Here is a 21,414-nt window from a genome sequence, read left to right on the forward strand (position 1 = left end):
CCCGGATCGCTGAGATCCGGGCCCATCTGTCGTTTCAGTAGCCGACGTAGTCCAGGCCGCGCTTGGAGTTGACCACGCCGGGCACGTTCGACACCGAGCCGTAGCGCGAGATCGCGTACCGCACGCCCGCGATGATGTTGTCCACCGGGTCGTAGATGTTCTTGTGCCCGGCCAGCGAGTACGAGCTGAACGTCGGGTCGATGGTCTGCATGAGGCCCTTGGACGGCGTGCCCTTGGCCGCGTTGGAGTCCCAGTTGTTGATCGCGTTGGGATTCCCGCCGGACTCGTGCTGGATGATCATCCAGATGTCGCTGGCGTTCATCTTCGAGGCCGGCACGCCGTTCTTCTCCAGGATCGCGATGGCCTGCTCGATCCACTGCTTGACCTGGCCCGTCGGCGCGGGCCCGCCTCCGGCGGGCGGAGGGCCGCTGGGGCCGTAGCCCCCGAAACCGGACGGGCCACCGCCGCCGGGCCCGTTCCCGCCGGTCCCTTGCAGGGTGGTGCGCGGCTGGTACTCGGGATCCGGCTCCCATTCGATCTTCCGCCCGGGCGCCGGTGTGAAGTCCTGCGTGGAGACATCCGGGATCGCGTGGAAGGTGAGCGTGCGATCGTCCAGGAACCCGTTGATGTCCTTCTTGGCCTTGCTGACCGCCTTGTTCGCCGAGTCCACCCACGGCTGGGCCTCGGTCTTGGCCTGGTCGACCAGCTTCCTCAACCCGGGCTCCACGTCCGCCTCCTTGGCGTCGGGGTGCTCGCGGTAGTAGGTGGTCTTGTAGGTGGCGGCGCTGGTGGTCAGGTCCCGGCAGATGGAGCTGATCTCGGTGCGCGAGGTACGCAGCGCCGAGGCGGCGGCCTCGAGCGAGGACGCGGAGTTGGACAGCGCCAGCTTCAGGTCCTCGGCCGCGGTGCCGTACTTGCGCATGTAAGTGGCGAACTGGTCGGAGGAGCGGCCCTTCCAGGCGTCGTCCACAGCCTGGACCGCGGCCCCCAGCGCGCCGTCGAACTCGTTGACGTCGCCCGACACGCTGCGCCAGGCGGTGGCGATCTTGTCGATGGCGCCGGGGTCGCCGGTCACCTTGTTCAGCATGGTGTCGAGCGCGTCGCCTCCGGGCAGGTGGGCGACGCTCATGAGGTCGCCCTGTGCGCCTTGCGGATGTTCTCCTCCACGTTGCTCAGACCCCGCTCGACCCCGCCGAGCTTCCTGCGGGCCTGGTCCATCTCGCCGATCACGGCGGTCCAGACGCCGTTCGCGGCCGTGGCCAGCGTGCCGGAGTCGTCCAGGTGGCCGAAGGTGGTGGCGGCGACGGCGGTGCGGTTGTTGTGCGGCTCGCCGCGGTCGTCGTAGGTGAGCTTGCCGGGGTTGCGTTCGTTCAGCGTCTCCTCGTACTGGCCGGCGGCCTTGTGGATGGCTGTGCGGCACTTGTCCAGCGCCGAGAGGTAGATCTCCAGATCGGCCATCATTCTCCCCGTGTCTTGTCCGCGTCCAGGTATGCCGTCTGCGTCAGGCGCGCGCCGTATCGCCGGTCGACCAGGAAGCCGCGGCCCGGCGGCAGTGTCTGAGGCCGTACGTTGCCGAACAGGTAGCCCTCGTCCTTGTTGCCGGACATGAGCAGCGCCGGTGTGGCCATGTCCTTCATGCGCTGGATGACCGGGTCGAACATGGCACGGCCCGCGCCGCCCATCTGGCGGGCCAGCACGACGTGCAGGCCGATGTCGCGGGCCTGCGGCAGCAGGTCCACCAGCGGGTGCAGCGGGTTGGACGAGGTCGCGACCAGGTCGTAGTCGTCGACGATGATGTACAGGTCGGAGCCCTGCCACCAGCTGCGGTCGCGCAGCTGCTCGGGCGTCAGGTTGGCCGGGGGCAGGCGGCTCAGCAGGGCGCCCTTGGCGTCGTTGATCAGGTCGGCGGCGGCCGCGCTGGAGGCGGCGTAGCCGATGCGGTGCGGGGTCACCGCCGAGTCGAGCAGCGCTCTGCGGTAGTCGATCACGATCATCATGGCTTCGCTCGGCTGCTTGCGCGCCACCAGCCCCTCGGAGATGAGCCGCAGCAGGTTCGACTTGCCGCTCTCGTTCTCGCCGAAGACCACGAAGTGCGGGTCGGCGTCGAAGTCGAGGGAGACGGGCGCCAGCGCCGCCTCGTCGATGCCGATCGGGATCCGCTCCCGGTCGTCCGGCAGCGCGGAGACGGGCAGGACGGCGGGCAGCAGCCTGACCCGCGGCGCGGGCGTGCCCTGCCAGGAGTCCCGTACGGCCTGCACCAGCGAGCGAGCCCCGGCCGCGATGTCCGTGGAGTTCTGCACCCCGTCGATCCTGGGTAGCGCGGTCAGGAAGTGGAACCCGTCCTTCGTCAGCCCCCGGCCCGGCGCCGCCTCCGGCACGGCCAGCGCCTTCTTCCTGCTGACCTCCGACTCGTACGCGTCGCCGAGCTTCAGCTCGATCTTGGTGCCGAGCAGGTCACGGATGCTCGGCCGGAACTCCGACCACTTGTTGGTCGCGGCGACGAGGTGGATGCCGTACCCGAGCCCGCGCGCCGCGATGTCGGTGATGGTCGGCTCCAGCGAGTCGAACTCCTGCCTGAGCGTCAGCCAGCCGTCCACGACCAGGAACACGTCGCCCCAGCCGTCGCCCTCGATCGCGCCCTCCGCGCACAGCTGCCGGTAGGAGGCCATCGACTCGATGCCGTGCTCGCCGAAGTCGCGCTCGCGCTGCTCCAGGATGGCGCCGATCTCGGCCACCGTACGGCGTACCCGGTCGCCGTCGAGGCGGGTGGCCACGCCGCCGACGTGCGGGAGCCCTTCGAGCGAGGCGAGCGCGCCACCGCCGAAGTCGAGGCAGTAGAACTGGACCTCGCGCGGCGTGTGCATGAGCGCCATGCTGGCCACGAGCGTGCGCACGACGGTGCTCTTGCCGCTCTGGGTGCCGCCCGCCACCCCGACGTGTCCGGCGGCGCCGGAGACGTCCAGCCAGAACGGGTCACGGCGCTGCTCGAACGGCTTGTCGATGATGCCGATGACGGCGTGCAGCTGGCCCCGGCCCTGCCAGCCCGCGGTCGTCAGCCCGAACTCGGGGGTGACGGAGAGCGGGGGCAGCAGGTGCGCCAGGGTAGGCGGCTCGGCCAGCGGCGGCAGCCAGATGCGGTGCGCTCCCGGGCCGTGCCCGGCCAGCCGGCCGACCACGACGTCGAGCAGGCTGCGCTGGTTGCCGCCCGCGGGCTCTTCCTGCTCCGGCTGCGTCGCCAGCTGGACGGGCTTGGTGATCTCGGGCAGCGGCATGTAGGTGGGGCCGTACTCGACGACCTCGCGGATCGCCGCGGTGCCGTCGGGGGCGACCGTCTGCGCCGGGTCGTCGTGGTGGGCGCCGGAGACGTAGGCGGCCTTGAACCTGGTCATACCGGTCGTGTCGAACTTCAGGTAGCCGTTGCCCGGCGCCGACGGCAGCTCGTACGCGTCCGCCACGCCGAGCACGACCCGGCTCTCCATGGCGGAGAACGTCCGCAGGCCGATCCGGTAGGACAGGTGGGTGTCCAGGCCGCGCAGCCGCCCCTCCTCCAGCCGCTGGGAGGCCAGCAGCAGGTGCACGCCGAGCGACCGGCCCAGCCGGCCGATCATCACGAACAGGTCGATGAACTCGGGCTTGGCCGACAGCAGCTCGCTGAACTCGTCCAGCACGATGAACAGCGTCGGCATCGGCCGCAGGTCGGCGCCCTGTTCGCGGGCCCGCTCGTAGTCGCGCAGCGAGGCGTAGTTGCCCGCCGCGCGCAGCAGCTCCTGCCGGCGCACCATCTCGCCGTGCAGCGCGTCGTGCATGCGGTCGACCAGGGGGAGCTCGTCCTCCAGGTTGGTGATGACGGCGGAGACGTGCGAGAGCCCCTCCAGCCCGAGGAACGTCGCGCCACCCTTGAAGTCGACCAGGACGAAGTTGAGGATCTCGGAGGAGTGGGTGATCGCCAGGCCCAGTACGAGCGTGCGCAGCAGCTCCGACTTGCCGGAGCCGGTCGCGCCGATGACCAGGCCGTGCGGGCCCATCCCGCCCTGCGCGGACTCCTTGATGTCCAGCTCGACCACCCGGCCGTCGCCACCCATGCCGATGGGCACGCGCAGCCGGTTGCGGCCCGCCCTGGGCTGCCAGGTGACCGCGGGCGAGAGCCGGCCCGGGTCGCCCACGCCGAGCAGCTCGGTCAGCGTGGTGTTGGTGCCGAGCAGGTCCTGCGACTCGCCGCCGGAGCCCGCCGAGGCCCGCAGCGGCGCGAGCTGCCTGGCCAGGCCCTCCGCGCGCGCGTAGTCCAGCTTGTCGGGGTCGCCCAGCCGGGTCGTGGACCGCTTGCCCGCGTGGTCGATCTTCACCATGTGGAACCCGTCGGGCTGGATCTCCAGCCGCAGCGTGCTGGCCTCCTCGACCGGCCCCGTCGTCTCCGACAGGTCGATCACCGTGACGCCCTGGATGGCGTCGCTGCCGAGCTGGGAGTCGTGCGGCACGTGCCCGCCGTCCACGATCACCACGTGGTACGGCAGCGCGTCCGACGCCGTTCCCGGACGGAACCTGGCCCGCTCCTTCAGCTCGTCGCCCACGAGCTGGTCGAGCTGGGACAGGTTCTCACCCATCAGCCGCACGTGACCGGCTGCGTCCATCTCCTCGGGGTGCAGCGCGTGCGGCAGCCACTTGACCCAGTCCCAGTGGGGCATCGACTCCTTGCCGGCGCACACCAGGACCCGCATGTCGTCGGGGGAGTGGAAGGTGACGAGCTGGGCGATGATCGCCCGTACGAGGCCGCGTACGGCCCGCGGATCCCCGCTGAGGTGGATCCGGGCGAAAGAGTTGAGCGCCACCGCCACGGGCAGCTCGGACACCGTGGAGTGGGCCCGTACGAACCTGCGCAGCGCGCCGGCCGTCAGCGCGTCGAGGTCCTCGACCGGCTTGGAGTCGGGCGGGATGAGCTGCACGGCCAGCTTCTGCACGCCGGTGCCGAGGCGTACCGTGCCGAAGTCGTCGTCGCGGGGCCTGCGCTCCCACAGGCGCGGCCCCATGGCCACCCACCAGAGCGCTTCGGGGGCGGGGCCGCTCCACTCCAGTGCCTCGCGCTGCTGGACGGCGGCCTTGCGGACCCTCTTGCGGATCTGGGAGAGGTAGCGGAAGTAGTCGCGGCGCAGGCCGTTGAGGCGGTTCTTGCGCTCGCCCGCGTTGCGGCCGAACTGGCCGACCGTCATGCCCAGCATCGAGACCGCGAACAGGCCGCTGGCCACGTACATGATGGGGTTGGCGTTACCGCCCGCGGTGAACATCAGCCCCATGGCCGCCCCGCCTGCCAGCATGGGGACGTACATGAGGACGCCGGTCATACCGGCGGGCTGCACCTCGGGGATCTCCGGCGGAGACTCCAGCAGGATTTCCCCACGCGGTGGCTGGGGGCTGGGACGGCGTTCAGGACGCCGAACAACAACAATGCTCACTGACGGGACAACCCTCCTGTCACCTGGAACACTTTCTTACCAGACGTGCCATCCCTATATGTTCGGCATGTCGGATTTCGTCAGCCAGACCTGGAGTGGCCGTGACCTCGCTCGCCCACCAGCCGATGCAGCCCATGCGGCCGATGCCGCCCGGGCCGCCCGGGCTGCCGCCGACGCATCCAGGCGCTCAGCCGCAGATGCGCGCGCCGGTGGCGCCCTTGTGCCACGTCACGATCGTGGCCCCGCGCCGCCGCGTCGATCTGGCGCTGCCTGCCGACATCCCGCTCCCGCACGTGCTGCCCGGCCTGCTGCGCGCGGTCGGCGAGGCCGGCGGCGACGCGGCCGGACCGCCCGGCTGGGTGCTCCAGCGGCTCGGAGGCGCGCCGTTCGACCTTGGGCAGACGCTCGCGTCCCTGGGCGTGCTGGACGGCGAACTGCTCTACCTGCGGCCGCGCGAGCTCACGCTGCCGCCCGCGCTCTTCGACGACGTGGCCGACGTGGTCGCCACGGGCGTCAAGGACAGCTCGGGCAAATGGGAGGCCCGCCACACCCGGGCCATGGGCGCGGGCGCCGCCGCCATCATGCTCGCGCTCGGCGCCCCCGCGCTGGTGCTGTCCGGCAGCGCGCCGCTGGGCGTGACGGTGGTCGCGGGCATGCTCGCTCTGCTGCTGATCGGCGTCAGCGCGGCCCTGTCCAGGGCCGTCGGCGACTCCTCCGCGGGCGCGCTGATCGGCTACGCGGCGCTGCCGTACGCGTTCCTGGCCGGCCTGTACGGCCTGGTCAGCGGCTCCACCCTGGCCGGGCTCGGCGCCCCGCACCTGCTGGCCGCGCTGACCTGCACCGCGCTGGTGGCCACCATCGGCGGCACCGTGGTGGCCGACGGAGTCGCGGGTTTCCTCGGTACGGCCATCGCGACCGTGGCGGGGGCGCTCGCGTCCGCCGCGGTCATGGTGTTCGCCCTGCCCGCGGCGGGCGTGGCGGCGATGACGGTGACGATCCTGATCGCGTTCAGCCCGCTGATCCCCACGCTGTCGTTCAGGATCGCCAGGGTGCCGCTGCCGGCCCTGCCCACCAACGCCGAGGAGTTGCGGGCCGACAACCAGCGGCTGGACAGCGAGGGCGTCCTGGCCCGCACCGCGCAGGCCCGCCGGTACGCGACCGGCATGGTCGTCGGCATCGTGCTCACCGCCATCGGCGCGATGGCCTTCCTGGTCACCACGCCGACCTGGATGGCGGTCTCGATGACCGTCGTGCTCTCGCTGGTGCTGCTGCTGCGCGCCCGCGTCTTCCACGGCCTCGGCCAGCGGCTCTGGCTGCTGGGCGCCGGCCTGGCCGGGCTGATCGCGGTGGGGATCGAGCTGAGCGCGGGCGCGGGCACGGTGGCCGCCGCGGCCGTCGTGATGGGCGTGCTCTGGCTGGCGATGCTGGTCGTCGGGCTCGGCCTGTGGCTGCCGTCCGGGCGGCTCTCGCCGTTCTGGGGGCGCGCGGGCGAGATCGTGGACGTCATCCTGCTGATCGCGCTCTTCCCGCTTGCGCTGGGCGTCCTCGACGTCTACACGTGGATCCGCGGCCTGGCGGGCTGACCGCCTCGCCCCGCTTTCGACGACCCGCTTTCGACGACCCGCCGAGGCGGCCCGGGGGGCCGCCTCGGCAGGTCAGATGTCGCGGGGGTCCTGCTCGCCGAGCCGCCGGAGCCGGTCGTTCCGCTCGGCGGTCTCCGCGCCGAACATGTCCTGGAACTCGGCGAACTGCCGCTGGATCTCCTCCAGCCCGATGATCTGCGACTGCGGCACGGCCAGCAGTTCCTGGGCCTGGCGCCCCTGGTCCTCCTGCGCCTGGCGCACCGCCTGGACGACCTCCTCAGCCAGGGTCCTGACGTCCAGCCGCAGGACGCGCGGCGAGAAGACCACGTTCTGGAGCCGGCCGTCGGCGTCCACGACCGCGGTGGTCAGGCCGCTGCGGCTCTCCCCCTTGCCGGTGATCAGCTGCAGCTCGGCGGCGGCCGCGGCCAGGCGCGTGAGCTCGCGCTCGTTGTCCCGCAGGAGTTTGTCCACGTCGTCGTCGGTGTAGTCCATGACACGCCACGCCATCGGCGCCGGGTTAACTGGAGGCGATCACGGGCTGGCGGGCCGCTGAATCGATCATGAAGATCGAGGCAAGTGTGCCACTTAGTAGAGATATGTGGACAAGAATGCCGATTTGTGGGGCAACAACAGGGTAAAACGGGGCAAGAGATCTACGTCACCTCCTCCACCATCGCGCACACGCGAAAGCGCGTCGACGAGGAGCTGCATCCGAACGTGGAGTTCATCCACGGGCTCATGTCGTACACGGCCGTAGGCGGCCTCGGTTTCGGGGCGATCGGCGGCGTGATGATCGGCGGCGCGTACGAGGAGTTCCGCCGCTGGGCGGACACCACGTTCACCGAAATGGAAGACGCCGTGGAGAGCTGGTCGGACGCCCTCGAACGGGCCAGGCGCAACTGGCGCGCGGCCGAGGAGGCCAGCATCGTGAGGTACCGCGGCTGATGGGCACGCCAGATCCCTGGGGCGGCGCTCCGGACCCCTGGGCGCACACCCAGACCCCGCCGGCCACCCAGGCGCCTCCTGGCAATCCCTACGGCACGCCGGCCCAGCCGGGCGCCCCGGACCCCATGGCGCGGGCGGCCACGCCGCCGCAGCCGGCCGCCCCGGATCCCTGGGCGCACACCCGGCCCCCGGCGCCGGGCCAGCCGGTGCCCGCCAATCCCTACTCCAACCCGTACGCCACCCCGAATCCCTACTCCACGACGCCCACCAGCCCGCGCCCGTACCAGCCGCAGCCCAGGCCCGTTCCCGGCAACCCCTACGCCCAGCCCGTCACCCACACCCCCCAGAACTACGCCGCCAACGGCGCCCAGCGTGCGAACCTGGGCGCAGGCAGGTTCGGTCCGGCTCCGGAGATGAACGCGGCCCGCTCGTCCTTGCCGTCGCTGGGGGAAAAGGCGCTCAACATGCTGAAAAGGGCGGGCAAGCTCGCCCTGGGCCTGGCTCCCGCCATCGCCATCTGCGGCGGCATGCTCGCCAACGAGCCGGGCATGGCCCAGGCGGTCAGCGTCTGGCAGAGCGGCATGGCCCAGCGGCTCGACGGCGGCATGAAGAACCTGCTCCCGCAGCTGCGCGACACGGCCAAGGACGGCTGGATCGCGATGGACCGCGACGAGTTCGACCGGGTGCTGTGGACCTTCCAGCGCGAGTCCGAGGTGCTGCGCAACGTCCTCAACACGGGCGGCAGCTCGCTCGACGAGGTCGCGGCGGCCTACCGGAGCTTCTGGACCTGGGTCCTGCGCACGTCGGCCGCCGCGCTCGGACTGCTCATCGCCGCCAAGGCGCTGCAGCGGGTGCCGCAGAGCTCGGTGTGGGGGGTGCTGATGGAGAAATACATCACGGCCGAGGTCAACATCGCCACGCTCTTCCTGGCCACCTCGCTGGCCAGCACCCTGAAGGAGGGCGGCGAGGTGCTGTCGACCATGGTGAAGCGGAACCACCAGTGGAACTACATCACGCCGGCCGGCGAGGCCGCGGTCAACTTCAAGTCGATCGAGATCGACGCCAAGAAGTACCCCTCCTTCTCGGAGCCCGCCAAGAAGAACGGACTGCCCCCGCGCTACCAGGACTTCGACTGGATCGAGCCGAAACGGGAGATCTCCAAGCCCTGATGGATAGGGTGGTGAGAAAAGCGGCTTCTGCGTCTTGTGGGGTATGAGGGATGATCGAGCGGGAATTCGGCGCGCTGGACATCGACCGGATCCTCCGGAACGCCGACCAGCAGATGGCGCGGGCCGGCGAGTTCCAGCAGGTCCTGCAGGACCTGACGGGCCACGCCCAGGACGAGGACGGGTTCGTCATGGCCGAGTGCGGCAGCACGGGGCTCAAGGAGCTCGTCCTGCACCCCAAGGCCATGCGCCTCAACTCGGCCGACCTGGCAGAGCGCATCAAGGTCGTCATCGCGGAGGCCAACGCCGACCTGCAGCGGCGGATCTCGGAGGAGATGGGCAACGTCTTCGGCGAGGAGAACAACCCCATGCGCTTCGCCCAGAACCCCGAGGGCGGCCTGGAGCTGGTACGGCAGGCCGAGGCGGCCTACAACCGCACGTACGAGGACCTCATGGGAGAGCTGGACAGGATCCGGCAGCGCATGGAGGGCTGAAAAAGCCCGGCTCACGTGGCGTGAGCCGGGCTTTCTTGTTTCCTGTCAGCCGATGCGGTCGGGGCCGGCCTGGTGCGCGGAGGACCAGATGTCCCCTTCGGGGTCGTAGATCTCCCGGTTGCGCTCGCTGCTCTGGTCGCCGCCCGCGCCCATGCCGCCCGGCGGGTACGCCATGAGCCCCGTCCCCGAGGCCCCCGGCCCGCCGCGGAGCACCGACGGAGCGGCCCCCGACGCCGAGCCGCCCGCGCCGTACCAGGTGCTCGGGCCGCCGCCGCTCTGCCCCGGAACCGGGGAGAACGGGGTGCTCGTCGGCACCTGCGTGGTGGGGTTGGTGAGCACGGTGGGCGTGGACTGATGCGGGTAACCCGTGGTCGGCGGCGTCGTCGTGGTGGTGGGGAAGTTCGGGTTTCCGGCGTCGGCGAGCTGGGTCTTCGGCTGGTCTGCGCCGATCACCGGAGGCACGCTCTGGTCCTGGTCCCCGGGCTTCTGCGGCGAGCCGCCGGTGCCCGGGCCGTTGCCCGGCTGCTGGGGGTTGTTGGGGTCCTGGGTTCCCGTGGACGGGTCGTCCTGACCCTTGCCCGGGTCCTGGCCCGGATCGTCGCGCCCCGGATCCTGGTCCTTGCCGGGGTTCTGGTCGCCCTTGCCGTCGGTGCCGTCGGAGCCGTCACGGCCGCCGCCGGTGCTGCTGCCGTCGGAGCCGGACGAGCCCTTCGAGCCGTCGCCCGTGCCGTCGCCCGTCCAGTACCTCGTCTCGCCCGATGGCGTCTTCGTGCCGCTGCCGGGGTCGAGGGGCTGCTGCTTCTGGGTCTCCACCACCATGGGCTGGATCTCGGGCAGCTTGAACGCCAGGCCGTCGGCCATCTGCGCGTTCAGGTCGTTGATCTTGTTGTTCAGCTGCTCCAGATGCGCCCGGGCCGCCGAGTCCACCAGATACCCGGCGGTCCCCAACTGCGGGTTGAAGTTCGTCGTCGGCTCGTTGTCGACGTTGGTCGTGGTGCTGAGGGCGGTGGGCCCGGGCATGGTCGTCTTGGACGTCCTGAGCTGCTGGGCGTACTCGACCATCGGCTTGCCGGTCTTCTCCATGGCGTCGCCGAGCGCCGCGGCGCTCGCGTGCAGCAGCCGCAGCGCCTCCAGCGCCGTCGTGGCCCCTTCGCCGCGCCAGACCTCCGCGAGCTCCTCAGCGGCCTTCAAGAGCGTGCCCTCGAGCCCGCTCTTGCCGTGGACCAGACCGGCCGCCTTGACGTAGCTGTTGCCGGCGCTCTCGATGCGGTCCGGGTCGGTGGCCTTCAGATAGGAGACGATCTGAGCCCTGGTGACGAAGATGCCCGGCTTGCTGTTGCCGAGGTAGTCATAGAGCCTGATCGGCTTCCACTCATCGCCCATCTACGCCATCCTTGCCGATATCTCACGCACTGCTGTCCCGCTGCCCTTTTTCGTAGTTGGAGACGGCCCGTTCGACCGCCTCGGCCCACTTCTCGACATAGTCGATGAGCTGGCTGTAGCTTTCGCCGAACACCTTGTACGCCGACTCGAAGTTGGCGCCGAAGTTGCTGGCCACCTCCCACTTGCCGGTGGCCTCCGGTCCGACGTTGCCCAGACCCTGCACCTCGCCGATCGTGCCGGGGCCGCTCCACGTGGCGCTCATCGACGGCTGCGGGTTGCCGTGCACGGAGCCCAGGTTCTTGCGCAGCCGCGAGACGACGTCCCTGATCCCCTCGTGGTCCGCGTACTGCCCGCCGCCGTTCCCGCTGAGCCCTGGGAAGTCCTTGGCGAGCTCCAGTCCCGGGGGCGGCGAGTCGTTGTCCTTCGGAACGCTCACGCCTTGCCTTTCGAGTCACCCTTGATGGTGTGGTTGGTCGTCGTCACGTCGCTCCTGAAGAGGTCCTCGTCCTCCAGGAGGTACGTGGTCCGTACGATCTCCTGCTGCTCCTGGCCGCCGCCCCGGCCGCCGGGCGCCGCGACCGCCGGGACCATGGAGGAGCCGCCGCTCAGGCCGCGCAGGCCGGCCGCGCTCACACCGTTGCCCGCGCTCGCGCCCCCACCACCGCCGAAGCCGCTTCCTCCCGTGCTGGGGCCGCCGTACGGGCTGCCGATGCCCGTGGTGGGCAGGCTGGTGGACGGGCCGGACAGCGACGGATCGGGCATTCCGGCCAGGGTCGTCGTCGGGCGCCCGGCATTGGGGTCCTGGGAGCTGTTCAGGTTCGGGTTCACGTTCGCATTTGCATTCGCGTTCGCGTTCGCGTTCAGGGCGTTGGAGGGGTCGGTCAGGCCGGGGATGTTGCCGGCGCCGTTCTGGCCGTTGCCGCCGATCCCGTTCTGGCCGTTCCCGATTCCCGAGCCCACGGTCCCGTCCGTGCCGTTGGGGAACGTGCTCGTCGGGTTGTTCGTGGTGTCGATGCCCGGGATCTGGTGCCGGTTGGGGTCCTGCATGCCGTCCTGGTTCAGGCCGGCCGTCGGGTCGAACGTCTGGTTGAGGCCGGCCGGGATGTTGCCGCCGATCCCGGTCTTCCCGCCGAACGGGCCGGTCGGAACGTTCGGCGACAGCGCCATGAACTGCGGGATGTCGGTCTTGAGCTCGGCGGGGAACACGTCGTTGTTGAGCTTGGTGTCCTGGCTCAGCAGCTTGATGGCCTCGGCGGCCTTCTTCCTGTCCTTCTCCTCCTTGGAGTCGCCCCAGAGGTTGGCGAAGGGAAGGTCGCTGATGAAGCGGGTGATACCGCCGACGAGCACGCCCACGCCCGCGCCGATCACCACACCCGGCACGGCTCCCACCCCGCCGAAGAAGGAGCCGATGGCGGCCCCGGCCACGCCGCCCGTGACGGCGGCCTCACCGAAGTCGATGTCACTGCCGGGGTTGTCGGGCACGTCTCCCTTGGCCGCCGACAACGTCCGGGCGTGGACGATGAGCGCGGGGGCGACACCGTGCGGGTTCTTCGGGGGGTTCTTCGCATCGACGGGCTGGTCGCTGATCGTGGTCGAGATGTCCGCCGCCGCCTCCCGCAGCCTGCGCAGCTGCTTCTTGACGGTCTTGGCGTCCTCGCCCGCGGTCCAGGACTTGTCCAGCTCCCGCAGATGCTTGTCGATCACGTCGACGAGATGGTCGAGCCGTGCCTTGCCTTCGAGGAACTCGGCCGCGGCCTGGCCGATGAGCTGGGGCTTGTTCTTGGCCAGCGTGTCGCGGAGCAGATCCAGCGTCGCACCCTCGAACTCGATGCTGCCGATCTGGCCCCTGATAGCCGCCTGGTACTCCGCCATCAGACCTGCATCGCCTTCGACCGGCCCTCGCTGTCCACCTCGGCGCCGTCGTAGTTCTGCAACGCCTGGTCGAGCAGGCCGATGACGTTCGCCACCTGGCCGGTGATGTTCGAGTAGGTGCTGGTGACGGTGGTGATGGCGTTGGTGGTGCTCTGACGGAAGCCCATGGCCGCCGGCCAGAACCCGCCCAGGGCGTCGTAGTCGCCGCTCAACTGCTCGACGGGACCGGAGCCCGTGAAGATGGCCTGCACGGCGCCGCTGCCGCCCGTCTTGCCGGCTTCATGGCCGGGGTCCAGCATGGCGAGGGCCTCTTCCAGGTCCGCCTTGGCCGCCTTGATCGCTCTCCGGCTGAGCTCAACCCCGCCGTTGTCGCTGCCCATGTTCCCCCTCTGGAGTCGGCCCCCGCGCTACGCCTTACTTGCCGTCGAAGATCTGGGAGTTGATCCTGTCGACCTGCTGCATGTTCATGTTCGTGACGTTGATGTTCTTCTTCATCAGGTCGATGAACTGCGACATGTCGTTGGCCTCGCGCTCCCAGAGCTGCCTGACCTCGTCGAAGACGGTCTTGGCCTCGCCCTGCCAGATCGCGCTCTTGGCCAGCAGGTCCCGCTCCAGGTTGTCCAGCTCGGTGACCATGTCGTTGAACGCCTTGGCGAAGTCGGTCTCACCCTGGCTGAGGCCGGAGTAGTTGACCTTTGTAACGTCGAAGATGTCTTCCGCGGGCATTGCGGCCTCCCCTTGCTGCTAGCTGAGACGCGAGTCGAACTGAACGTTGATCATGTTGGCGATCTGGTTCATCGCCTCGGTCCGCTCCTGGTTGAACGCCTGGTAGTTCTTGTTGCTCGTGCCGATGTTCTCCGCCAGGCGGCGCAGGCTGCCCAGGATGACGTCCATCCGCTCGTGCCACTTCTTGTGGACGGCGTCGAACGCGGCCTCCGACTGGCCCAGCCAGTGAGCCTTGAGGCTGATGCCGGCCTGGTCGAGCTGCTGCTGGATGCCGCGCAGGCGCTCGGCGGCGTCCTCGATGCGGGTGACAGCGGCGATGAGATCGGATTCACTTACTTGAGCCTGCGGTTGTGCCCCCACAGTCCCTCCCTTGCTGGTCGGCTGACTCCCAGCCGACTACTGGAGTCGGCCCGTTTGGTCACATTAGTGAACATCCATCACTAGCGTCGCATGTGATCACGTTAATTTTCCATATCTTCGAGGCGGATGGTGGGTGTATTGACAGAATGTAGGCATTTGGGCCCTTGCTCCTGGTGAGTGGTAACAGGCCGTATCTGTCTGTACGGCACATGTGGGGCTGGCGTAACGTATGGGCCGTTCGTGACAAGGGGGGCACGTGGCCGAGGACAGCAATCCCTACTCGAGCGCCCTGAACGGGCTCGGCGGGCTCGGCGGCGGCGCCGTCGACCCGCGTACCAAGGATCCCGACTTCTCGATGAAGTACTCCAGCGTCAACACGCTGGGGAAGAACGTGGGCAGTTACGGCGACGACCTGACCTCGATGAGTCAGAAGACCGGCGCCATCGACATGCACCAGTTCACCTTCGGCGTGATCGGCGGCGGGCTCAACGTGGCGCATCGTTCGGTCCGCGACAACGCCGTCGAGGCGCTGAAACAGGCCAAGGAAGTGCTGGACTCGTGGAAGCAGGCGATCGCCGACGCGGCCGCCAACGGCAAGGACGCCGAGGAGGCCAGCAAGGCCGGCAAAGGCCCCGGCGGCCCCGGCGGGCCGGGGACCGGTGGCCTGCCCAAGAGCGGGCTGGGCGGCCTGCCCAAGGGCGTCAATCCCGACGACCTGAAGATCGACAAGCCCTCGACGGACATCCCGAAGCCGGACATCCCTGGGTCTGACATCCCGAAGCCGGACATCCCCGGGTCTGACATCCCGAAGCCGGACATCCCCGGGTCCGACATCCCGAAGCCGGACATCCCGGGCTCCAACATCGACCAGCCGAAGATCGATCAGCCCAAGATCGACCAGCCGAACATCGACCAGCCCGACATCAAGCAGCCGGACGTCAAGCAGCCCGACCTGAGCGCCCTCAACCAGACGCCCAAGACCAACCTGGAAGGCATCAACCCCAGCCTGCCGACCTCGACCACGCCGCAGGTCCCCAGCACCCCCGGCTACGACCCGCGCGCCTCCGTGCCGCGCACGTCGGTCGGCGTGCCGGACAGCGGGGTGGGCTACACCGCCGGCGGCGGCTCGCCAGGTACGAGCCCGGGCGCGCCGGGGAGCATCGCCCGCGCACTGAACAGCGGGACGCCGCTCTATCCCATGACGCCCGGGATGGGCGGCGGAGCCGGCCAGGAGGAGAAGGACCGCGAGCGCGGTCCCCACCTCGGCGAGGACGAGTCGGTCTGGGAGACGGACGAGGACATCACGCCGGCTGTGCTCGGCAGGGAGGAATAGGCGAGCAGGTGGCTTACGAAGCGGATGTCTGGATGTTCCGCAGTGCCTGGGCGGCCACTGCGGCGGCGACGATCGTCATGCCGTACGCGGCGCCCATCCTCGGGCTCATGAGCCTGGTGATCGCGGACCCGGCCGAGCAGAGCCGGGCGGCGGACCAGTGGAACGACAAGACGCCGGTCAACATCGGGCAGGCCGACAACAAGGACTGGCACCCGCCGATGGCGGCGGGTGCGAAGCCCGCGCAGCAGTCCCCGCTCCTGGCCCCGGCCGGGAACTCGGGGGGCGCCAGCGACCTCGCCTACCTGCGCGGCGAGCTGAAGCGGATGGCCAAGGAGATCGGCGACAACAGCGACTGGGCCGGCCGGGGTTACGCGTCGTTCGTGCAGAAGGTCAACGAGCTCGACGCGCAGCTGGACAAGCTCGACAACAACCGCGTCGCCTGCGGGGAGACGCTCAAGTGCTCGGCCACCGCGTTCCACGTCGTGGCGGTGCTGTGCGACGTCATCGCCGGCATCCTGACGGTGATGGCGGGGATCGTGCTTGCCGTACGTTTCATCCCAGGGGGGCAGGCGTGGGAGGCGGCGATCATCCGCGGGGTGATGAGCATCTACAAGTGCCTGCAGACGGTCTTCAAGAACCACTGGAAGCTCGTCATGAAGGTCACCCTCTACCTGGGACTCGCGGGGACGGCGTTCAACCAGTTCACCAAGGACCTTCCGTTCCTGAAGGCCATGCCGTCCACCGGCGCGCCCAACCTGGTGAACGCCAGCGCCATCTGGGACCCCAGCAAGGCGGACATCGTCAAGAACCCGACACCGCAGATGCCCAACGTGGACGACTCGATGATTCCGGAGTTCGGCTTCTAACCCGGCCCCGACCCCGCCCCTGCCGAGCTGCCGGGAGCCCGGCTGCGCATCACCGTGCCGCCGGGAAACCGGCTACGGCGCTCGTGTGGCTGACCGAGGCCGGCAGCCGGACGCCCACCGTGCCGGCCCGGCCCGCTCCTCGGAGAGGCGCACGCACGCGAGCCCAGACGCAGACGCAGACTCGAACTCGCTCCCGAACCGGACCCGAACACTCCTGAACCCGGATCCGAATCCATCCCGGGGACCGACCATCCCCGGGACCGACCATCCCCGGAACCGAACCCATCCCCGGAGCCAAACACTCCCGAACCCATCCCCGGGACCGAACCCACCCCCGATGGGCCTACCGGCTGCCGACGGTCAGGGGCACCATGGCCGCGGCGGGATCCAGCGCCGGCCCCTGCGGAATGGCGTGCATGATGTTCGTCGGCACAGGCGCGATGTCCGCGGCGTCGTACCCGAGCTTCGCCAGCACGTCAGCCGACGGGACCGGATAGCGCACCCCCTGGTCACTGATCAGCGCCAGCGTCCCCGCGACCGCGCCGAGCTGGCCCTCGCCGGGCAGCACCCCGGCCACCACGGCGCTGCCCGGCGGAAGCAGCACCTGGTCGAAGCGGTCCTGTACGCCTGAGCTCGACGGCGTCGGAATCGTGACCCTGCTGCCGACCGTCACCTTGGCCACGACCGAGCCGGCCGCCGTGTTCGGATAAACCGAGCAGAGCGGCGTCGTCCCGGACACGTTGATCGCCTTGGGCATGGTCGTCGGCAGGGTGGGGTCCATGACGTTCTGGCGCGAGGGCGAGGCGTTGGCCGAGGCCGCGTCGATCTGGATCTCCCGCGCCACCCGGTTGCCGTACGCCTTCTTGATGTTCGGGTCCTCCAGCAGCAGCCTGGCCTGGACGGGGGAGATGGGCGCCAGGCCGTCGTTGAGCAGCACGTACCACCGCGCGGCCGTACCCGGCATGGCCGGGACCACGAACACCTGCCCCACCGCCGCCGTGACCTTCCCGTTGGCCCGTACCTTCCTGCCGAGGTTCGCCACGTTCGGGCCCCTGAAGTCGTGGCCGACGGGCAGCGCGTTCAGCCATGCCGCCGGCACCTTCCTGGGCTGCGCGTTGAGCGCCCGCACGCCGTGCTCGTTGACGCGCATGCGGCGATTGCCCCAGATCACCCAGTTCTGCTGCCCGTCGGAGACCACCATCGCGTCCCCGCCCACGGGCCTCCCGCCGAGGTCCGTCCCCCCGACAAGGGTCGTGTACGGCTTGCGCCCGCCCGTGCTGTCGGGCCCCTCCGCCACGCACACCGACCACGGCGCCTTGACCAGCTTCTTCCGCTCGGGCAGCGAGTCGGGCGCCCCGGAGATCCCGATGAGCGGCCCCCGGGCGTACCCGGCCAGCGAGGCGGCGCTCACGCTCCGGGTCGTGATCTCCCCGGCATCCAGCACGAGCCTGGCCGACACGTAGTTCGCCACCGGCAGCAGCCGCCGCTGCTGCTGGCTGTAGATGAACTTCGCCCCGCTCTCCTCCTCGACCAGCAACTGCCCCGGGTCGGTCAGCTTGGTCGCGTTCCCGGGCCGCACCAGCCCCCAGATCCCGAACACCGCCATCACCAGGACCCCGATCAGGATCCCGCCGAACGTGGCGACGTTCTGCCGGCGCATGGGGGACTCGGGGACATCGGGCTCGGCCTGCAGGAGCGCCATGCCAAGCCTCTGCTGCATCAAGCGGTGTGCCTGATAGAGGTCCTTCTTGGTCTGCACAGCGCCTCCCCGCGTCAGAATCCGCGCATCAGCATAAACGCCTCAAACCCCACCCGCCCCAATCCCCCCAATTCCCACCCCCTCTCACCCCTTCACCCACCCCACCCCCAACTTCCACCCCACCACCCCTCCCACCCCTCCCGACTGCCCGCCCCACCCTCATCCGGCCCACTGCCGCCCCCAGCGCCCTACCACGGCCGCCCACCTCGCGGGTTCCACCTCCGCCAATCCATCCCGGCACTCTCGCAATCCATCCCGGCACGCGCGGCCACCGCCCGCCTGGGGCTTCGGGCCGCCCTCAGCCCGCCCGCCTGGGGCTTCGGGCCGCCCTCAGCCCGCCCGCTGCCAGCCCCAGCGCCCTGCGACCACCGCCCACCTCGCGGTGTCCAGCGCCGCCACCTCCGCCCAGCGCCGCCACCCCGCCCAGCGCCGCCACCGCCCAGCTCGCTCAGCCCGCCTTCAGCGTCACCCCAGACCGGTCTCTGTGAACCACCGCTCGGCCCGCTGCCTCCAGCTCACGCCCCCTCGCAGCTTCCACCCTCGCCAATCCATCCGAGCGCTCCCGACCACCGCCCGCCCGGGGCTTCCGCCCACCTTCATCCGGCACGCTGCCGACCCCAGCGCCGTGCGACCACCGCCCGCCCTGCGACCATCCCCGCCAATCCACCCCAGCCCTTTCGATCACCACCTTCCCGGGGCTTCGGGCCGCCTTCAGCCCGCCCGCTGCCGGCCCCAGCGCCCTGCGACCGCCGCCCACCGCGCGGCTTCCTCACCTCGTCGCCCTGCCGTTTACGGGAGGAGCAACCCCCAGTACAGCGCCCACGGAACGAACACGACGCCGCCCGCCATCAGGAGCCCAACCCGCACCCTCTCGCCGACCGGAGCGGACCGGGGCCACCGTACGAAGGTCAAGACGGTGCCCACGACGGTCGCGATCGCGAGAGCCTGGAGCGCGAGCCAGATGAGAGGCCGCTCCGCCACCAGAGGCCCCGGCGAGGCCAGCTTCCCGCCAGTCATGATCGAGTAGAACAGGTAGAGGAACGCGCCCACGACCACCGCGAGCCCACCGGCACTCACCAGCCACGCCCCCTTGACTGGCGCCGCCTCACCCTGCCCCGCCCTGTCGACAGACGACCCCCTGCCACGCCGCCGGATCCGGCGTACCAGGGCCACCACCGGATACCCCCCGAACGCGACCAGGAACAACACCAGCGCCGCGCCCTGAACGCCCGCCGACTCCCACCACTCGGCAGGCGGCACCGCCACAGTGTCGTCCGCCTGGACCGGCGCGGGCCCCGTCACCTGCGCCACGGGTGCCCGCCCCGAGGTCGCCTCTCCCACCCAACTGCCGACCAGTTCCGCATAACCAGGAGCGAGCTCGGGCAGCCGTGTGACCCCACCATCAGGCGTCCGATGAGCGGCATGATCGGCATCCGCGAAGAACCGGAACGTGTACTGCCGGTTTCCTCCCTTCTCCAAGGCCTTGGCGAAGATGGGCGGCGTCTCCCGGGGTGGCGTCAGCAGGTCGTGCACGCCCCAGATCCCGAGCACGGGCTGCCGCAGGCTCGCGATGACCGGTTCCGGATCGTAGTAGGGCTCGGGAAACATCCCGGCGTCCGTGATCACCCGGTACATCGTGGGCTCGGCCCGATCGACGAACGACCCGTGCACCCCCGCCTTCCGCAACCCTGCCGCCACCGCCCAGGTCTGCTGCCGTAGCGGCTGCAGCGCGTTGGCGCCCACCACGATCACGAACGAGATGTCCTTGGACCGCGACGCCGCCAGCGGCGCCACCCATCCACCCTCGCTGAGGCCCCAGATCCCGACCTTCGCCGGATCGACCCCCGGTTGCCGCCGCAGCGTCTCTACGGCCCCCAGGGCGTCGTCGGCCAGTTGCGAGTACGACCTCTCGAACAGCGAATACCCCTCGGAACGCTTGTCGTAGATCAGCACTGACAGTCCTTGGCGGGCGAACGCCACGGCCTCGCCCAGCAGCTTGTTCCGTTTCGTCCCGGTCCCCGCCCCGTGCACCAGCACAACCCCGGCCCGCCCGCTCTGTGCCCGCACCGGACTGATCACGCTGCCGTGCAGCACCAGCCCACCACTTCCTCGGAAGCTCACCTCGGCGGCCGTCAGGTCGTCGGGCACGTCCAGCCCTCCATCGGGCCCGGCTCCGGAGCGTGTCCCGACTCCACCTCCGAGCTGCCCGGCCCCGAGGCCCCGCTCCCGCACGGCCTGTCCGGCGACGTGTTCGGCCGAGAGTCCGACCGCTAAGTGTTCCGAAGGAGTGCTGGACGCAGCGGGTCCCACGGAAGTGCCGAGCAGTGAAGAACCACCAGAGGGTCCGGCCGCCAGAAGCGCGGCGGCGACGACCGCAAGAATCTTTTGCATATCGCCGAACATACTCTGCAGAGAAGTCTCGGCAAAGAGAAGTCTGCAGATATCGTTCGGGAGGACTACCCTCCTCCTCATGAAGGAGGACGAGACGAAGAACGACCACGAGCCGTTCATCCTCGACGACCCGGACAAGCTCAAGGCCCTGGCCCATCCCATGCGCCGCCGCATGCTGACCCACCTCAACATCCACGGCCCCGCCACCTCCACCACGTTGGGCGAGCTGCTCGGCGCCAAGACCGGCACCACGAGCTACCACCTGCGCCAGCTGGAGAAGTACGGCTTCATCGAGGAGATCCCCGAACGCTCGTCCGGCCGCGAACGCTGGTGGCGCCGCGCCGAGATCCCCAGGGACATGCGCTTCCCCAACCCCGACCAACTGGCCCCGGAGGACCGCGCGGTCCTGGGCGAGTTCCTGAGGGTCGGGTTCGAGGAGGACCGCGCCCTCATGGAACGCTTCCCGGCCGCCTACCGCGCCGACCCCGACTGGGCAAGGGGCTCAAGGGGCCTGGCCCGCATGACGAAGGAGGAGCTGAACGAGTTCTACAACGCGTACATCGCGCTGCTCCTCAAGTACAGCCACCGGTCGGAGGACGCCCCTCCGGACGCCCGCCCCGTCTACGTCCGCTTCTTCACCCTCCCCGCCGACGAGCCCTGACCCCCACGCCCACATGGCCTCATCCGGGCTCACCCGCCCACACAGTCCCACCGGCCCACACAGCCCCACTCAGCCCCCCGCCCACACAGCCCCACCCGCCCACACAGCCCCACCCGCCGACGAGCCCTGCACGCCACACAGCCCTGCGTGCACGCCCGCACAGCCCTGCGGACGAGCCCTGGCACGCCCTCCACGCTCGTCGCCCGCGCAACCGCAACCCGGGCGACGAGTCCTTAACACACGCCTTAACCCACCCCACGGCCCCACCTGGCGAGGGTCCGGGTCCCCCGCAGTGCCGCCCGTCGAGGATCCGAGCACACCCCATCGCAAGGAGCCCTCTGGCGGAGCACCACCATCACGCCGGGCACTACGACTGGGTGCTTCCGGGGCGGATGTCTGTGACGGGCAGGTCCCGCCGGGCGCGGGGG

General features: G+C 70.1%; 19 protein-coding genes. 7 read left to right on the top strand and 12 right to left on the bottom strand.

Going from position 1 to position 21,414, the window contains the following annotated elements:
• Nucleotides 1-34: 34 nt before the first annotated feature.
• The 3 genes from ACWEPL_RS44500 to eccCa are packed head-to-tail and all read right to left on the bottom strand — an operon-like array spanning nucleotide 35 to nucleotide 5,447.
• Nucleotides 35-1,129: a transglycosylase SLT domain-containing protein gene (locus tag ACWEPL_RS44500; RefSeq protein ID WP_452439777.1), complete on the bottom strand. Its 1,095-nt coding sequence runs from the start codon at nucleotides 1,127-1,129 to the stop codon at nucleotides 35-37.
• Nucleotides 1,126-1,461 carry a hypothetical protein gene (locus ACWEPL_RS44505; RefSeq protein ID WP_350731418.1) on the bottom strand — a complete coding sequence of 112 codons (336 nt, stop codon included), beginning with the start codon at nucleotides 1,459-1,461 and terminating at the stop codon, nucleotides 1,126-1,128. Before ACWEPL_RS44505 ends, ACWEPL_RS44500 begins: the two co-directional genes overlap by 4 nt.
• Complete coding sequence (gene eccCa, locus ACWEPL_RS44510; RefSeq protein ID WP_452439778.1) at nucleotides 1,458-5,447, bottom strand: type VII secretion protein EccCa; 3,990 nt, start codon at nucleotides 5,445-5,447, stop codon at nucleotides 1,458-1,460. Before eccCa ends, ACWEPL_RS44505 begins: the two co-directional genes overlap by 4 nt.
• A gap of 101 nt (nucleotides 5,448-5,548) precedes the next feature.
• Between eccCa and eccD the strand changes: the two genes are divergently transcribed.
• A complete protein-coding gene (eccD, locus tag ACWEPL_RS44515) occupies nucleotides 5,549-7,030 on the top strand; it encodes a type VII secretion integral membrane protein EccD (RefSeq protein WP_350731422.1) in 1,482 nt (493 codons plus the stop codon).
• Nucleotides 7,031-7,102: 72 nt separating this feature from the next.
• Here the strand turns inward: eccD and ACWEPL_RS44520 are convergent, their stop codons facing one another.
• Nucleotides 7,103-7,537, bottom strand: a complete 435-nt coding sequence (locus ACWEPL_RS44520; RefSeq protein WP_363962392.1) for a YbaB/EbfC family nucleoid-associated protein — start codon at nucleotides 7,535-7,537, stop codon at nucleotides 7,103-7,105.
• 111 nt (nucleotides 7,538-7,648) lie between these two features.
• Between ACWEPL_RS44520 and ACWEPL_RS44525 the strand changes: the two genes are divergently transcribed.
• From ACWEPL_RS44525 to ACWEPL_RS44535, 3 genes are read left to right on the top strand one after another with little or no spacing between them, the layout of a single operon-like run.
• On the top strand, nucleotides 7,649-7,975 hold the full coding sequence (locus ACWEPL_RS44525) for a hypothetical protein (protein WP_350731426.1): 327 nt from the start codon (nucleotides 7,649-7,651) through the stop codon (nucleotides 7,973-7,975).
• A complete protein-coding gene (locus ACWEPL_RS44530; RefSeq protein ID WP_363962393.1) occupies nucleotides 7,975-9,144 on the top strand; it encodes a hypothetical protein in 1,170 nt (389 codons plus the stop codon). The genes ACWEPL_RS44525 and ACWEPL_RS44530 overlap by 1 nt, the downstream gene beginning before the upstream one ends.
• 50 nt (nucleotides 9,145-9,194) lie before the next feature.
• Complete coding sequence (locus tag ACWEPL_RS44535) at nucleotides 9,195-9,635, top strand: YbaB/EbfC family DNA-binding protein (protein ID WP_355190613.1); 441 nt, start codon at nucleotides 9,195-9,197, stop codon at nucleotides 9,633-9,635.
• 45 nt (nucleotides 9,636-9,680) lie between these two features.
• On the opposite strand, the gene ACWEPL_RS44540 is transcribed toward ACWEPL_RS44535, so the two are convergent.
• Genes ACWEPL_RS44540 through ACWEPL_RS44565 form a run of 6 tightly spaced genes read right to left on the bottom strand, consistent with a single transcriptional unit; the run spans nucleotide 9,681 to nucleotide 13,976 of the window.
• A complete protein-coding gene (locus ACWEPL_RS44540) occupies nucleotides 9,681-11,018 on the bottom strand; it encodes a hypothetical protein (RefSeq protein ID WP_363962394.1) in 1,338 nt (445 codons plus the stop codon).
• Between the two features lie 22 nt (nucleotides 11,019-11,040).
• The gene (locus ACWEPL_RS44545) at nucleotides 11,041-11,454 is read right to left on the bottom strand and encodes a hypothetical protein (RefSeq protein ID WP_363962395.1); all 414 of its coding nucleotides are present in this window, start codon (nucleotides 11,452-11,454) and stop codon (nucleotides 11,041-11,043) included.
• Entirely contained in the window at nucleotides 11,451-12,890 is a 1,440-nt protein-coding gene (locus ACWEPL_RS44550; protein WP_452439779.1) for a hypothetical protein, read from the bottom strand. The genes ACWEPL_RS44545 and ACWEPL_RS44550 overlap by 4 nt, the downstream gene beginning before the upstream one ends.
• Nucleotides 12,890-13,270, bottom strand: coding sequence for a hypothetical protein (locus tag ACWEPL_RS44555; protein WP_355190621.1), 381 nt, complete (start codon nucleotides 13,268-13,270; stop codon nucleotides 12,890-12,892). The genes ACWEPL_RS44550 and ACWEPL_RS44555 overlap by 1 nt, the downstream gene beginning before the upstream one ends.
• A gap of 34 nt (nucleotides 13,271-13,304) precedes the next feature.
• Nucleotides 13,305-13,616 carry a WXG100 family type VII secretion target gene (locus tag ACWEPL_RS44560; RefSeq protein ID WP_350731440.1) on the bottom strand — a complete coding sequence of 104 codons (312 nt, stop codon included), beginning with the start codon at nucleotides 13,614-13,616 and terminating at the stop codon, nucleotides 13,305-13,307.
• An 18-nt stretch (nucleotides 13,617-13,634) separates the two neighbouring features.
• Nucleotides 13,635-13,976 (bottom strand): WXG100 family type VII secretion target, encoded by a 342-nt coding sequence (locus ACWEPL_RS44565; RefSeq protein ID WP_185070891.1) that lies wholly within the window; start codon nucleotides 13,974-13,976, stop codon nucleotides 13,635-13,637.
• Between the two features lie 256 nt (nucleotides 13,977-14,232).
• Here ACWEPL_RS44565 and ACWEPL_RS44570 point away from each other — a divergent pair, with 256 nt between their 5' ends.
• Together ACWEPL_RS44570 and ACWEPL_RS44575 are read left to right on the top strand one after the other, a co-directional pair.
• Nucleotides 14,233-15,309 carry a hypothetical protein gene (locus tag ACWEPL_RS44570; RefSeq protein ID WP_363962397.1) on the top strand — a complete coding sequence of 359 codons (1,077 nt, stop codon included), beginning with the start codon at nucleotides 14,233-14,235 and terminating at the stop codon, nucleotides 15,307-15,309.
• Nucleotides 15,310-15,317: 8 nt separating this feature from the next.
• A complete protein-coding gene (locus ACWEPL_RS44575; protein WP_452439780.1) occupies nucleotides 15,318-16,175 on the top strand; it encodes a hypothetical protein in 858 nt (285 codons plus the stop codon).
• Between the two features lie 343 nt (nucleotides 16,176-16,518).
• On the opposite strand, the gene eccB is transcribed toward ACWEPL_RS44575, so the two are convergent.
• Both eccB and ACWEPL_RS44585 read right to left on the bottom strand, forming a co-directional pair.
• Complete coding sequence (gene eccB / locus ACWEPL_RS44580) at nucleotides 16,519-17,934, bottom strand: type VII secretion protein EccB (RefSeq protein WP_363962399.1); 1,416 nt, start codon at nucleotides 17,932-17,934, stop codon at nucleotides 16,519-16,521.
• A 789-nt stretch (nucleotides 17,935-18,723) separates the two neighbouring features.
• On the bottom strand, nucleotides 18,724-20,082 hold the full coding sequence (locus ACWEPL_RS44585) for an alpha/beta hydrolase family protein (protein WP_452439781.1): 1,359 nt from the start codon (nucleotides 20,080-20,082) through the stop codon (nucleotides 18,724-18,726).
• 322 nt (nucleotides 20,083-20,404) lie between these two features.
• On the opposite strand from ACWEPL_RS44585, the gene ACWEPL_RS44590 reads away from it, so the two are divergent.
• The gene (locus tag ACWEPL_RS44590) at nucleotides 20,405-20,986 is read left to right on the top strand and encodes an ArsR/SmtB family transcription factor (RefSeq protein WP_452439782.1); all 582 of its coding nucleotides are present in this window, start codon (nucleotides 20,405-20,407) and stop codon (nucleotides 20,984-20,986) included.
• Nucleotides 20,987-21,414: the final 428 nt, after the last annotated feature.

It is taken from the genome of Nonomuraea sp. NPDC004186 (assembly GCF_053603495.1).